Origin of the sequence: Limnobacter alexandrii, assembly GCF_005871185.1 — a bacterium.
In the GTDB taxonomy this organism is placed as follows: domain Bacteria; phylum Pseudomonadota; class Gammaproteobacteria; order Burkholderiales; family Burkholderiaceae_B; genus Limnobacter; species Limnobacter alexandrii.
Genome location: NZ_SWKN01000006.1, coordinates 1,223,719 through 1,235,518, shown reverse-complemented (window position 1 = coordinate 1,235,518; position 11,800 = coordinate 1,223,719). Strand labels below are relative to the sequence as shown.

Annotated in this window: 11 protein-coding genes; 6 read left to right on the top strand and 5 right to left on the bottom strand. The window is 53.9% G+C overall.

All coding sequences use genetic code 11. The features are described 5' to 3' along the window. The first annotated feature begins 1 nt into the window (after position 1). From FCS97_RS06125 to rfaE2, 6 genes are all read left to right on the top strand, one after another. Entirely contained in the window at positions 2 to 1,387 is a 1,386-nt protein-coding gene (locus tag FCS97_RS06125; RefSeq protein ID WP_138517518.1) for an MFS transporter, read from the top strand. Continuing rightward, complete coding sequence (locus FCS97_RS06120; RefSeq protein ID WP_138517517.1) at positions 1,384 to 1,950, top strand: DUF3833 domain-containing protein; 567 nt, start codon at positions 1,384 to 1,386, stop codon at positions 1,948 to 1,950. Before FCS97_RS06125 ends, FCS97_RS06120 begins: the two co-directional genes overlap by 4 nt. Before the next feature lie 12 nt (positions 1,951 to 1,962). After that, on the top strand, positions 1,963 to 2,772 hold the full coding sequence (locus FCS97_RS06115; protein WP_138517515.1) for an SDR family NAD(P)-dependent oxidoreductase: 810 nt from the start codon (positions 1,963 to 1,965) through the stop codon (positions 2,770 to 2,772). Continuing rightward, a complete protein-coding gene (locus FCS97_RS06110) occupies positions 2,756 to 3,244 on the top strand; it encodes a nuclear transport factor 2 family protein (RefSeq protein ID WP_138517513.1) in 489 nt (162 codons plus the stop codon). The genes FCS97_RS06115 and FCS97_RS06110 overlap by 17 nt, the downstream gene beginning before the upstream one ends. A gap of 130 nt (positions 3,245 to 3,374) precedes the next feature. Then, positions 3,375 to 4,238, top strand: coding sequence for a ferritin family protein (locus FCS97_RS06105; RefSeq protein WP_138517511.1), 864 nt, complete (start codon positions 3,375 to 3,377; stop codon positions 4,236 to 4,238). A 14-nt stretch (positions 4,239 to 4,252) separates the two neighbouring features. Further along, entirely contained in the window at positions 4,253 to 4,747 is a 495-nt protein-coding gene (rfaE2, locus tag FCS97_RS06100; protein ID WP_138517509.1) for a D-glycero-beta-D-manno-heptose 1-phosphate adenylyltransferase, read from the top strand. Here the strand turns inward: rfaE2 and FCS97_RS06095 are convergent. The 5 genes from FCS97_RS06095 to FCS97_RS06075 all read right to left on the bottom strand — a co-directional run bounded on the left by FCS97_RS06095 (position 4,744) and on the right by FCS97_RS06075 (position 11,666). Then, positions 4,744 to 5,880, bottom strand: coding sequence for a mechanosensitive ion channel family protein (locus tag FCS97_RS06095; RefSeq protein WP_138517507.1), 1,137 nt, complete (start codon positions 5,878 to 5,880; stop codon positions 4,744 to 4,746). The genes rfaE2 and FCS97_RS06095 overlap by 4 nt on opposite strands. A gap of 98 nt (positions 5,881 to 5,978) precedes the next feature. Further along, a complete protein-coding gene (locus FCS97_RS06090; protein WP_138517505.1) occupies positions 5,979 to 6,365 on the bottom strand; it encodes a hypothetical protein in 387 nt (128 codons plus the stop codon). A 44-nt stretch (positions 6,366 to 6,409) separates the two neighbouring features. Beyond that, complete coding sequence (locus FCS97_RS06085) at positions 6,410 to 7,345, bottom strand: PPK2 family polyphosphate kinase (RefSeq protein WP_138517503.1); 936 nt, start codon at positions 7,343 to 7,345, stop codon at positions 6,410 to 6,412. Continuing rightward, positions 7,326 to 10,910, bottom strand: a complete 3,585-nt coding sequence (locus FCS97_RS06080; protein ID WP_138517501.1) for an indolepyruvate ferredoxin oxidoreductase family protein — start codon at positions 10,908 to 10,910, stop codon at positions 7,326 to 7,328. Before FCS97_RS06080 ends, FCS97_RS06085 begins: the two co-directional genes overlap by 20 nt. A gap of 111 nt (positions 10,911 to 11,021) precedes the next feature. After that, positions 11,022 to 11,666 carry an EcsC family protein gene (locus FCS97_RS06075; protein ID WP_171035187.1) on the bottom strand — a complete coding sequence of 215 codons (645 nt, stop codon included), beginning with the start codon at positions 11,664 to 11,666 and terminating at the stop codon, positions 11,022 to 11,024. Between the last annotated feature and the right edge of the window lie 134 nt (positions 11,667 to 11,800).

The following is an 11,800-nucleotide window of genomic DNA, read 5'->3' as shown; positions in this document are numbered from 1 at the left end:
CATGAATCAACAGCCCCGCACCAGCGCCAAAGACCTGCTGAATTACGGCCTTTTGGGCTGGGCCTTGGGCGCTGTGGCCGTGCCCATATACATTCAGGTGCCTTACCTGTATTCCCGCATTTACGAAGTGCCCTCCGCATGGGTGGGCATCATCTTGTTGCTCTCACGGTTGCTGGATGCGGTACTCGATCCCGCAATTGGCTTGTGGGTTGACCGCCGGGGCGGCAAGGGCAACCGCTACGCCCTGCCCTTGCTCCTGGCCGTGCCCCTGTTGTTGCTGGGCATGGCGGGCGTGTTTTTCCCGCTGGGCAGCAACCCGACTGAATATGCCGCCAGCCTGATGGTGAGCCTGATTGTGGTTCACCTGGGCTATAGCTTTGCCAGCATTGCCTACCAAGCCTGGGGTGCCGAATTGGGCCACACCGACAAAGAGCGCTCAACCTATGTGGCGGTGCGTGAAGGTGTGGGCATTCTGGGTGTGGTATTCGCAGTGTCGCTTGCGCTGGAGACCAATGCTGGACTGATTTTCACTGTGTTCGCGGTGATGTTGGTGTTGGGCATGTTTTTGCTGCTTAAATTCTCGCCACAACCTGACAAAAGCGCACAACAGCCCCTCAGCCCGCTTGCGCAAACTTTCGACCATGCGCAAACCAGTGTCGCAACGGCCATTCGCAAAGGATTTGCCGACATTGTGCAACCTTTGCGCCGCCAAAATTTTCGCAAATTAATGGGCGTATTTTTGTGCAATGGCCTGGCTGCGGCATTGCCGGCCACGCTGGTGCCTTTTTACATGCGCGACCGCTTGGGCCTGGGCGATTCCGATCAATGGGTACTGGCCGTGTACTTTTTGGTAGGTGCGGCATCCACGGTATTCTGGGTGTGGCTGGCCAGTAAAATCGGCTTGGCACGTTCATGGCTCTTGGGCATGGTGTTGTCCATTCCTGCCTTCATTGTTGTGGTGGTATTGGGTGAAGGCGACCTGGCTGGCTACCTGTTCGTGTGCATAGTCACTGGCTTCGCGCTAGGTGCAGACCTTTCGCTGCCTGCTGCCCTGGTGGCCCGGCTAATCGAAGAGAACGGCGAACGTGGCAAAACAGAAGGCACCTATTTTGGGCTTTGGAATTGGGTCAACAAATTCAACCTGGCACTGGCACCCAGTTTTGCGCTGGGCACCTTGCAGTGGTTCAACTATTCAGCCGACATGGCAACAACCGAGTCTTATCAAAACATGGGGCTGCTGCAGCAATTGGCCAACGACCCACTGCTGTGGGTGTACGCCTTGGTGCCTTGCGCCTTGAAGCTGCTGGCCATTGTGCTGTTGGGCCGCAGTGGGCTGGCCAGCCTGAACCGAACAAACAACAATACCGCAATTGGGAGTACCGCATGATTATCGCAAAACAATCGGCAAAACAATGGGCACGCAAGCTGCAACTGGCATTCCTTGCCTTGGCAGGTGCACTGGTTTTAACGGCCTGCGCAAGCCCGCAACCCAGCGACTATGCCCAGGAAAAACCTGTGCTGAACTTGAAAGAATATTTCAATGGCACCATTGATGCGTGGGGTGTGTTTCAGGACCGCTCGGGCAAGGTGGTAAAGCGCTTTACTGTGGTGATGAAATGCACCTGGGATGGTGACACCGGTGTGTTGGACGAAGATTTTACCTACTCGGATGGCACCACCCAGAAACGCATCTGGACGTTGAAGAAAGACGGCAACAAATACACAGGCACTGCGGGCGATGTATTGGGTCAGGCGCATGGTGAAACTTCAGGCAATGCATTTCAATGGAAGTACACCATGCTGCTGCCCGTCGATGGCACCACCTATGAAGTGCAGTTCGATGACTGGATGTACCAGATGGACGACAAAGTGATGTTGAACCGCGCCACCATGAGCAAGTTCGGCATTGAATTGGGCGAGGTGTTGTTGAGCTTTCGCAAACGAGATTGAAAAGGAACCCGCATGAGCTTTAACCCGAAACTGACCCAATGGCAAAACAAGCGGGTGTGGCTGGTGGGCGCCTCCACCGGCATTGGTGAAGCCTTGGCCCGCCAGCTGGACCAGCTGGGCTGCAAGCAAATGTTGTCGGCCCGCAGCGCAGACAAACTGACCACACTGGCTGGCGAATTGCAACATGCCACCGCCCTGCCCCTGGACATTACCCAACAAGCGGCTGTGAAAGCAGCATTTGACAATATTACGGCGGCTTGGGGTGGTGTCGACCTGATCGTGCTGATGGCGGGCACTTACTCGGAAATGTCGGTGGCTGAATTCGACATCGAGAAAGTGAAACAACAAATCGATGTGAACCTGAACGGCACCATGTATGTGCTGGCCAATGTACTGCCCAAATTGCTCGCACAACAGTCGGGGCACCTGGCCATTGTATCCAGCGTGGCGGGCTACCGAGGCCTGCCCAATTCACTGGCCTATGGGCCAACCAAGGCAGCGTTGATCAACCTGGCCGAAGCGCTACACGTGGAGTTAAAGCCGCACCATGTGGGCGTGAGCGTGGTGAATCCAGGTTTTGTAGACACCCCACTGACCCGCAAAAACACCTTCCCCATGCCGTTCTTGATTACTGCTGAAAAAGCGGCGCAGGAAATTATCACTGGCCTTGAGAAAGGCGAATTCGAAATTCACTTCCCCAAGGCGTTCACACGCTCGCTTCGAACCTTGCGCGTGCTGCCTTATTCTCTGTACTTTGCTGCAGTGCGCAAGCTGACTGCAAACAAAAACAAAGCGGAACTGGGCCATGAGCAAAGCAAGTAACGCCTCCGGAAGAACAGCTGGCCTGGCGCCACTGGATCGACAGCAGCTTTCCGAACCACTACGCAGATTGATTGATTTTTTTGAACACCTGACCGAGCAAACGGTGGCTGACATGCCCAGGTTTTATGCGGCGGATGCTTATTTCAAAGACCCATTCAACGAAGTAAACCGGGTTGAAGACATCGCCCGCATTTTTGGCGAAATGTTTCATCAGGTCGAGAACCCTCGCTTTGTGGTGCACACCGCATTTCAATCGGGCCAACAGGTGTTCATGGCCTGGGACTTTCTCTTTGAGATGAAACGTTTCAAGGCCGGACAGGTGCAGTGCATCAAAGGCTCCTCACACCTGTTGTTGAACCAAAATGGGCTTGTACAGTCCCACAGAGACTACTGGGACACGGCTGAAGAGCTTTATGAAAAGATCCCGGTGCTGGGGGGACTGATGCGCTGGCTGAAAAAGCAGGCGGGCTGAAAGCCTTGGCCGAACCGTTTCGGCGTACACTTGTGCACATAAAAGCCCCATGTCACCAAATCTTCATGCGCTTCATGACATGTCTTGTTAAAATCACAAAGTCAAATCTATTCAGTGAAGGTGGAGCAACATGTTGTATCCAGAATTATTCAGGTCGTTGGAGTCCGTTCGTTGGAACATGGAAAAAGACATCAATTGGGATCAGTTCGATGCTTCCAAGTTGTCTGAAGAGCAGGCCCAAACCATCAAAATGAATGCAATCACCGAGTGGTCCGCCTTGCCGGCCACTGAAATGTTCTTGCGTGACAACAAACACGACAGTGACTTTTCTGCCTTCATGTCCATTTGGTTTTTTGAAGAGCAAAAACATTCGCTGGTGTTGATGGAGTACCTGCGCCGCTTCCGGCCCGATTTATTGCCCACCGAGGAAGAATTGCATGCAGTGCGCTTTGAATTTGACCCAGCGCCACCGCTTGAAACGCTGATGCTGCACTTCTGCGGCGAAATTCGCCTGAACCACTGGTACCGCTGCGCCTCGGATTGGCACACAGAACCCGTGATCAAGCAAATTTACAAAATTATTTCGCACGATGAAGCACGCCATGGTGGCGCCTACCTGCGTTACATGAAAAAAGCCCTGGTTGAGGTGGGCGACGGTGCACGCGCTGCATTCAGCAAAATTGGTGTGCTGATGGCTTCAGCCCGCCGCACCCAGAAACCCTTGCACCCCACCAACCTGCATGTGAACAAAGACCTGTTCCCCAACGACACAGTGCAAAGCCGCTTGCCTGACCCCGACTGGCTGGAAAACTGGCTGGATGGTCAAATTCGCTTTGATGCCGACTGGGAAAAGAAAGTGGTTGACCGCATTTTGCACAACATGAGTTTGCTGTTTGAACGCACTTTCGAATCGGTACAAGACCTGAACCGCTACCGCAAGGAAGTGATGGCGCGCTTGGGTACCAGCGACACGCCCGTTGGCAACGCTGCCTGATTGATTGCTTCAACATGACAACAACCGGAAAACCGGCACGCTTTGAAAAAAAGGTGTGCCACCCCAACGAACTGGCTGAGCGCGCCAAAAAACTCAAAGGCCCCGTGGTGTTTACCAACGGGGTTTTTGATTTGCTGCACCGTGGCCACGTTACCTATCTGGACCAGGCTGCCCAGGAGGGCCAAAGCCTGATTGTGGCAGTGAATTCAGATGAGTCAGTCAAGCGTTTGGGCAAAGGGCCAGACCGCCCCATCAACACACAGATTGATCGCATGCATGTTTTGGCCGCGCTGGAATGCGTGGCCTTGGTCACCTACTTCGAAGAAGACACGCCCCTGAATGCAATTTTGGCAGCCCGCCCGGATGTATTGGTGAAAGGCGGGGATTGGCCTGTTGAAAAGATGGTCGGAGCCAAGGAAGTTCAAAGCTGGGGCGGCACCGCGCTGTCCATTGCGTTTGAACACGAGCGCAGCACCACCGCCACGCTCGAGAAAATCCGCAAACTTTAAGCCTTGCCTGGAGAAACCGCTGCCTGAGCAAATTGCTCGGGCAGACTTGCCACATGAAGTGTGGAGGTGGGAAAGGCAATTTCAGCCCCGTGTTGCTCAATAATCTCGGCGATTTTCAACAGCACGTCTTGTTTCACTTCATGGTACTTCACCCAGATTGTGGTTTTGGTGAAGGTGTACACCATCAGGTTGACGCTTGAATCGCCGAACTGGTTCAAGTTCACAATCAAGGTTTGATTGTCGTCAATTTCATCATGCTCAATCAGCATGCGCTTGACCGAATCAACAATGCTGCGCACTTGGGCAATGTCGTCATAACGCACGCCAATGGTCTCCTGAATTCGGCGGTGCGTCATGCGCGACGGATTTTCAAGTGAAATGGTGCTGAATGTGGCATTGGGCACGTACAGTGGGCGCTTGTCAAAAGTACGAATACGGGTCAGTCGCCAGCCAATGTGCTCTACCGTGCCTTCAATGTTCTTGTCGGGCGAACGCACCCAATCGCCCACCACGAAAGGGCGGTCCATGTACACGGTCAAGCCGCCAAAAAAATTCGCCAGTAAATCTTTGGCGGCAAAGCCCACGGCAATGCCACCCACACCACCAAAGGCGAGCACACCTGAAATACTGAATCCCAGATTTTGAAGAATCACCAAGGTGGCGGTGATGATGATGGAGGCGCGAAGCAATTTGCCAATCGCACTGGCTGTGGTGGCGTCGAGTGGTTCCTTGATTCTGTCAGGGCTTTGAAGCGCCACTTCAAATCGTTTGGCCAGCCCAAACAAAAACCAGGTGATCAGCACAATAATGCCGACCCGGCGCACCGGGTCGATGAACTCAAAAATCTCGGCATTGTTTGCAGTGTGTGTAATTCTCGCTGCCCAGGTAACGCCCAGCAACCAGATCAATAATTTCAGGGGCTTGCGGGCACTTTCGAGGAAGACATCGTCCCAGGGATTATTCGACTTTTCTGCCAGTCGCCCCAAGCGGTTGAACACCAACCCTACGGCGTAACTGAGCAACAGGGTGAGAAACACGACCGTGAACACCTGATAAACCCAAGTGTTGTAAGCAAAAACCCCGCTGGGCACGCCCAAGCCCAGGAGCCATTCTTTAAGGCCGGAAAAATTCATGGCAACTTCTTGATGAAAACAAAAGAACAAGTGTAGAGAACATCGACAACAAAAATGCCCCCGAAGGGGCACTTTGGAATTACATTGCAGTAAAACGATTACTTCTTGTCGGCTTTTAGTTTGCTGCCAGCCTTGACATCGGCTTGGACGTCTGCCTTGGCTTTCACATCGGCAGCTGATTCAAGCTGACCCGTGCGCTTGCCCACTTCGCCTTTGGCCTCAGAATGCAAAGCGCCTGCTTCATTGCGCATTTCATCACCTTGAGACTTCGCGCCCTTCACTGCTGCGCTGGACTTGCCTTTCAAATCGGCATTGGCATTTGCGTTGGCATCCGCCTTGGCTTTGGCATCTGCGTTGACGGACACGCCGGGCACTTCTGCTTTCACGCCAACACCTGTGTTCACACCCAAGCCCACTGCCATTGCAGAGGCAGAAAACATCAGGGCACTGCTGACAACGGCGAGTTTCAATGTAGTTTTATTCATGGTTTAAGTCCCCTTGAAATGTTGTTTGGGAACCAGAATAACGATCATGTTCCGTGGGCGGTTGACGGCTTTTTCCAGAACTCGCTTTTGGCGACAGCCGGGTCGGGCTCGGGCCAGGCCAAGCCCATGCGCTCCAGGGTGCCCACCAAAATTTCAGCCACCAACATGTTCCGGAATCCTTTGTGATCGGCCGGAATAATCCACCACGGTGCCTGCTTGGTACAGGTTTTTTCCAGAACCTGTTCATAGGCATTGGCATACATGCTGTAATTTTCACCACAGTGAAGGTCTTTTTCCGTGAGCTTCCAGCGTTTGTCGGGGGTTTCCCAGCGTTCGATCATTCGCTGATGTTGCTCTTCCCGGGAAATATTCAGGAATATTTTCAGCACCGTGGTGTCGGTTTCCACCAGCAGTCGCTCAAAGTCGTTCGCTTGCCGAATGCGCTCCTCAACCCAGTTGGGCGACACATTGTCCTGAATCATGGGCATGATGATGCCGTCGTAGTGGGAACGATTAAAAATGACCGACTGCCCCGCCCCAGGTACATGGGGATGAACCCGCCACAAAAAATCATGCGCCGCTTCTTGGGCGGAGGGCTCTTTGAATGACACCATGCGAAGGGCCATGGGGTGCACCGAACGCATGATTGCACGGGCGGCACCGTCTTTGCCAGCGGTGTCCATGCCTTGCAAAATAACGAGAAGTTTGTGCTTGCCCTGCGCATACAGGCAGGTCAGCAAATGATTTAAGCGTTCAGACAATTGATCGACCCGCTCGTGCATGTCTTCTTTTGAAGGCATGTCACCATAGCGTGTAGGCCACTGTCGAAGGCGCACTGCCTTGCCATTGACCATGCAGGCCTGGCCCAAAATTTCCCACTGACTTTCGGGCACCAAGGCATCGGGCAATACTTTTTCAGAGCGCTTTGGCTCTTTGCGCTTGCTTGTTTTTGTGTCAGGTTTAAGGTCTGCTTTGGTCATGCTGATCCAGGTTGGGCTTTTGTTCCACGGACTTTTGAATCTCGAACCGCACTTGTTCAAATGATTGGGCACGAACCTGACCGAAACCTTTCACCTGATTAAACAGGTCAAGAAGGCGATCGGTCTGTTTGCTGTGCTGCAACATTGAAGGATTATTGTGCATCAGTTCCAACCAGGTTTCAAACCAACTGACCAGTAAAGTCTGGTTTTTACGCTCTAAAGTGCCTTTAAATGGATCGAACGCCGTGTTTCTCAAGTGGCGCAAAGCCGCCAATACCTTGAGCAAAGGATAAACCCACGGCCCCAGTCTTATTTTCCGGGGTCGGCTGCCCTGCCCGGCCAGCCAGGCGGGTGCAAAATGAAAATACAATTTTGCACCGGGTTCAAATTGCGCCATGGTGTGTGCTCGCCACGCCAGGTTGGTGTGCAAGCGGGCCACTTCAAACTCGTCTTTGAAAGCCAATAGTTTGAAATAGGTGCTGCACAGGCGCATCCACTGGTGTTTCAAACCCTCCGCCTCAAACAGGGCGCGCAAGGGCATTACCTTGGCTGTGTAACGTGCCGCCAGTTGACTGTCCTGATACAGCGTCAACTCATGCTGATAGCGGGCCAGTTTGTCGTCATCACTTTCAAGCGAATCATGTGGTTCAACAGGATTGTCCAATATTCGTTCAAGCAAGTCAGGGTTTGATACGGCCAGCCTGCCTGCATCAAACGCCAGCAGGTTTTCCTTCACCTTCACGCCGTTCAATTCAATGGCTTTGCGCAAGGCGGCCAAGTGCAAGGGCAAGCACCCACGCTGCCAGGCAACACCCAACAGCAATGCATTGGCATACACCGTGTCGCCAAACAATTTTTCGGCAAACCATTGGGCTCGAATCGGTGTGTAATGTTGAGCGGGCTCATTCAGCGCCCGTGCAATGTCAGAGTGCATTTGTTCAACAGGGGCACACCAGTCTCGCTGGGCAATAAAATCGGCTGTGGGTGGCGTGTCTGTATTCACCACTGCAAATGCTGCGCTATTGAGCAACTCCAGTGTTTTTTCATGGGCTGACACAACAAGGTCACCGCCTATCATCAAGTCGGCTTCGCCCACGGGAATTTTCGAAGACGCCAGGGAGTTGCCCGCCGGGGCAAACTGCACATGAGAAAACACGGCACCGCCCTTCTGGGCCAAGCCGGCCATGTCCAGCGCCAAAGCCTCCATGCCTTGCAAATGCGCAGCCATACCCAGCCATGCGCCGATTGTGACTACTCCAGTACCACCCACACCGTTGATCAGCACAGCGTAGCGTTGTTCAAGCTCGTCGGGATGAATGTGAAATTTTGGCTCCGCAAGGCTTGCGCAGGCCTGGCTCAGTTCACTGTGCTGCATCGAAGTATCGGGTTTGCGCAACTCGCCACCTTCCACGGTCACCAGGCTGGGGCAAAGCCCTTCAAGACAACTGTAATCTTTGTTGCAGGTGGATTGGTTGATGGTGCGTTTCACCCCCCAGGGCGTGGAAACAGGCTCAATCGACAAACAATTCGAATGTTTGGAACAGTCACCACAACCTTCGCACACCCGCGGGTTGATCAACACCCGCTTGGCGGGATTGGGGTACATCAATTGGCCTGTGGCAGGATCGGTGCGCTTGCGCCTGCGGCGTTTTTCCGAGGCACAGGTTTGCTCGTACACCAGCACTGTGGTGCCCTTGATGTCGCGCAACAATTTCTGCACGGTGTCCATGTCGCGACGGTGAAACACCTCAATGCCTTCGGCCTTGGGATCGTCTGGCACCTTGCGCAGATGCGCCGCCGGGTTGTCGCTGACAATCACTATTTTGGCCACACCTTCAGCGGCCAGTTGGCGGGTAAGCTGGGGCACTGTGAGCGTGCCGTCGAGATGTTGCCCACCTGTCATCGCCACAGCATCGTTGTAAAGCAATTTGTAGGTGATATTTACGCCTGCAGCAACGCTGGCCCGAATGGCCAGAATCCCCGAGTGAAAATAAGTGCCGTCGCCCAAATTGGCAAACACATGTTGCGTTTCAGTGAACGGGGCCTGTCCAATCCAGGGCACACCCTCACCGCCCATTTGTGTGTAGGTTTGCGTGTTCCTGTCCATCCACACCGCCATGTAGTGGCAACCAATGCCTGCCATGGCACGGCTGCCCTCAGGCACTTTCGTGGATGTGTTGTGCGGGCAACCTGAGCAAAAGTAAGGCTTGCGTTCAACCGGCACGTGGGCTGAATGCCCCACTTCCTGGCTGTGTTCAATGGTGTTGATCCGGTTTTCGATCTGCGCTGTGATGTCGGCAGGCAGTTGCATGTGGCGCAAGCGTTTGGCAATTGCCAATGCAATTAATGCTGGGTCTAGTTCATAGTGGCTGGGCAACAGCCAGTTGCCCTGCGGCAGCGACCATTCTCCACCCTCGCGGCCATCTTCAGCCAACCTCTCGTCAAACTTGCCGTACACCTTGGGGCGAACATCCTCATGCCAGGCGTACAGCTCTTCCTTGATTTGATACTCCACCAGTTGGCGCTTTTCTTCGATCACAAGAATTTCCTGCAAACCCTTGGCGAATTCCCGAATGCCCACGGCATCCAACGGCCACACCATGCCCACCTTGTACACCCTCAAACCAATTTCGGCGCAGCGTGGGGCGTCTAAACCCATGTCATTCAAGGCTTGCAAGGTGTCTTGAAACGCTTTGCCAGTGGCCACGATACCAAAGCGCGGGGTGGGCGAATCAATTACCGTTCTGTTGATGCCGTTGGCCCTGCAAAAAGCCAGCGCCGCGTACAACTTGTGATCAATCAAGCGGGCTTCCTGGGCCAGGGCAGTGTCGGGCCAGCGAATATTCAGGCCGCCTTCGGGCATGGTGAAATCGGTGGGCAATACAAACTGGTGGCGCGCAGGGTCAATGTCGACAGTCGCCGAGCACTCCACCACATCAGCCACTGTTTTCATGCCCACCCACACGCCAGCGTAGCGACTCATCGCATAACCGAGCACGCCAAAATCGAGAATTTCCTGCACATTGCTTGGAAACAGCACGGGGATCATGGCCGCTTTCAACACATGATCGGACTGATGCGGCAAGGTCGAGCTTTTCGCAGCATGGTCATCACCGGCCACCAACAACACGCCACCGTGTCTGGATGTACCTGCGGCATTGGCATGCTTGAACACATCCAGGCTTCGATCCACGCCCGGCCCTTTGCCATACCAAAGGCCAAACACACCGTCGACTTTTGCGCCCTGAAACAGATTGAGCTGCTGGCTGCCCCACACTGAGGTGGCGGCCAGGTCTTCATTCACGCCAGCCTGAAAGTGAATGTTCGCTGGCTTCAGGAACGGCTTTGCTGCCCAAAAAGCCTGATCTACGCCGCCCAGGGGCGACCCCCGATAGCCTGAGGCAAAGCCCCCGGTATTCAGACCATTCATGCGATCCAGTTCAGACTGAAGCAGCATGAGGCGCACAAGCGCCTGTGTGCCGGTGAGGTAAACTTTTCCTTTGGGGAGGGCGTATTTGTCACTGAGCGTGACTGCGCGGTACAGCGGATACTGAGGGGCATTCATGACCACTTTCCTCCACGAAACGGATAGGTTTCTGCGAGTGCGAGGTGCCTTGTGACTGCCTTGTGAGCAACACGAGGCTCTGAATCAGTTTTACACAGAGCCAGCGAGGGTTCAAGCCCCTTGGTCGGGTTGAATGTCTTTCACATTGTCGACATTGAACATTTCTTCAGGCCTTGGATAAGTTTTTTTGCTTTTTCGGGCAGGTAACTTTTCGCCGGAGAACATTTCCACTGCCGTGCGCGCCACTTCTTTGGTGTCCAGCGCAGCATAAGCAGACACCACCGCAGCACCAGCCAAGGGCACAATTCGGGACGCAGTGCGCTTGGCCACGCGCTCAAACACCGCCTGTCCGATTTGTTTTGTTACACGTACAGCAATGTCCCGGCTGCCACTGCGCGTGAAGCGGTCAATCAAATCAAGCACCGACCTGCCTGTTTTCTCTTCGTGCTCCAGCGGAATCGATCTTTCATACTCGCGCACCGCTGTGCCTGCCACGTGCCGGAAAAGACATGTCATCAATTCCTGTTCGGTCAAGGGTTTCTTGTGGCCAAACGCCACTGCAATGTCGGCCACCATTTGCGCCTGAATGCGCCACACAATGATGAGATCAGGCAGCACAGTCAACATGCCCAAAGGGCCCACCGGCAAAGCCAGGCTGCCCGACACTGCAGCCGCCTTCGCACATGCTTTTTGCGTGATTTCTTTGGAGCGCTCATAGGGGCGTTTGGCTTTGCCCGGCTCTTTGGAAACGGGCACCCCACCAGTGACTAAACCAATTACAGCGTGGAGGGGCCCCATTAGGGCTCTGGGTAGATGTGTCTTTTGCATGAATAATTCATCAAAGGCAAATTGTTTCTAATGGTACTAATCAACAAGTCACAGACTTGGTT

Excerpts from the sequence above, each read along its gene's own strand:
- rfaE2 (WP_138517509.1), top strand. The coding sequence starts at position 4,253 with ATGACAACAACCGGAAAACCGGCACGCTTTGAAAAAAAGGTGTGCCAC.
- FCS97_RS06120 (WP_138517517.1), top strand. The coding sequence starts at position 1,384 with ATGATTATCGCAAAACAATCGGCAAAACAATGGGCACGCAAGCTGCAA.
- FCS97_RS06105 (WP_138517511.1), top strand. The coding sequence starts at position 3,375 with ATGTTGTATCCAGAATTATTCAGGTCGTTGGAGTCCGTTCGTTGGAAC.
- FCS97_RS06115 (WP_138517515.1), top strand. The coding sequence starts at position 1,963 with ATGAGCTTTAACCCGAAACTGACCCAATGGCAAAACAAGCGGGTGTGG.
- FCS97_RS06110 (WP_138517513.1), top strand. The coding sequence starts at position 2,756 with ATGAGCAAAGCAAGTAACGCCTCCGGAAGAACAGCTGGCCTGGCGCCA.
- FCS97_RS06095 (WP_138517507.1), bottom strand. The coding sequence starts at position 5,880 with ATGAATTTTTCCGGCCTTAAAGAATGGCTCCTGGGCTTGGGCGTGCCC.
- FCS97_RS06085 (WP_138517503.1), bottom strand. The coding sequence starts at position 7,345 with ATGACCAAAGCAGACCTTAAACCTGACACAAAAACAAGCAAGCGCAAA.
- FCS97_RS06090 (WP_138517505.1), bottom strand. The coding sequence starts at position 6,365 with ATGAATAAAACTACATTGAAACTCGCCGTTGTCAGCAGTGCCCTGATG.
- FCS97_RS06125 (WP_138517518.1), top strand. The coding sequence starts at position 2 with ATGAATCAACAGCCCCGCACCAGCGCCAAAGACCTGCTGAATTACGGC.
- FCS97_RS06080 (WP_138517501.1), bottom strand. The coding sequence starts at position 10,910 with ATGAATGCCCCTCAGTATCCGCTGTACCGCGCAGTCACGCTCAGTGAC.